1 protein-coding gene and 1 pseudogene are annotated in these 1504 nt (G+C 64.8%); both read right to left on the bottom strand.

The window, feature by feature from the left end:
* On the bottom strand, positions 1-980 hold a 980-nt coding region (locus EOA33_RS35390), incomplete at its 3' end, for a malic enzyme-like NAD(P)-binding protein (RefSeq protein WP_281033590.1).
* Between the two features lie 146 nt (positions 981-1126).
* Positions 1127-1504: pseudogene (locus EOA33_RS35385) on the bottom strand (glycosyltransferase family 1 protein); the annotation flags it as partial.

Genomic DNA, 1504 nt, shown 5'->3' with positions numbered 1-1504 from the left:
TTGTTGACCTGGTTCGGATAGTCCGAACGCCCCGTGGCCATGATGGCGTCGGTGCGGATCTCGGCCACTTCCTCGGGCGTAATCTCGGGATCGGGATTGGCCATGGCGAAGATGATCGGGTTCCTGGCCATCGACTGCACCATCTTGGTCGTCAGCGCGCCCTTGGCGGAAAGGCCGAGGAAGACGTCGGCGCCATCGAGAGCCTCGGCCAGCGAGCGCGCCTCGGTCTTGACGGCATGCGCCGATTTCCACTGGTTCATGCCTTCGGTGCGGCCCTGGAAGACGACGCCCTTGGTGTCGCACAGGATGATGTTTTCCGGCGAGAAACCCATCGCCTTCATCAGCTCGATACAAGCGATGCCGGCGGCACCGGCGCCGTTGCAGACCATCCTGGTGGTCTTCATGTCGCGGCCGGTGATCTCGAGCGCATTGATCAGGCCGGCGGCGGAGATGATGGCGGTGCCGTGCTGGTCGTCGTGGAAGACGGGTATGTCCATCAATTCGCGCAGCCGCTGCTCGATGATGAAGCATTCCGGTGCCTTGATGTCTTCCAGATTGATGCCGCCGAAGGAGGGACCGAGGAAGCGCACGCAGTTGATGAACTCGTCGGCATCCTCTGTGTCGACCTCGAGGTCGATGGAATCGACATCGGCGAACCGCTTGAACAGCACCGACTTGCCTTCCATCACCGGCTTGGAGGCAAGCGCGCCGAGGTTGCCGAGGCCGAGGATGGCGGTGCCGTTGGAGATGACGGCGACCATGTTGCCGCGCGTCGTGTAGTCGAAGGCGCGGCTCGGATCCTCGGCGATGGCGCGAACGGGAACGGCGACGCCCGGCGAATAGGCGAGGCTGAGATCGCGCTGCGTCGCCATCGGCTTGGTGGCGACGATCTCCAGCTTGCCCGGCCGTCCCATGGCGTGGAATTCGAGCGCCTCCTGCGCGCTGACAGAGGGACCGCTGCTTTCGGTTTTCCTGGCCATGGTCCTCTTGATTCCCTCACCAGTGCGGCACCCTTGAGCTGGACGCCATATTTTTTGTGAGCTTCCGGCTTAAGGCCACACGCCGTCGCTGTAAACCGCCAAGCGACGTGCAAACGCTGTTCCTGGGCCGGGCGCGATGCCGCCGTTCAGATCCCGCCCGACGAGGCGATAGCGGCAATCTCGCGCACATGCTCGCGCACAGGGGCCCATCGCGTCAGCCCCGCGGTGCCGGCGAACGGCCACTCGGCGAACGGCGGATCGCCGCTTCCCATGCGCCGCTTGAGCGCCGAGAGATAGGCCATCAGGTGCAGACGTTCGGCCCGCACCGTCTCCAGCGTGCGGCCGCGAATCTCCTCGCGCGGAATGGCGCGGTCGCGCAAGGTCTCGACGGCACGCCGGATGGCGGTCGGCTCGGGCTCGGCGATGATGCAGTAGTCCGGGTGGAAATACACGTCGCGGCCGCCGATGCTCGGCGTCGAGACGATCGGCAAGCCGGCCAGCAAGTACTCCATACTGGAGTACAT

It is taken from the genome of Mesorhizobium sp. M4A.F.Ca.ET.050.02.1.1 (genome assembly GCF_003997725.1).
Classification (GTDB): domain Bacteria; phylum Pseudomonadota; class Alphaproteobacteria; order Rhizobiales; family Rhizobiaceae; genus Mesorhizobium.
The sequence above is the reverse complement of the archived record's forward strand: the minus strand, read 5'-3'. Positions and strand labels throughout refer to the sequence as shown.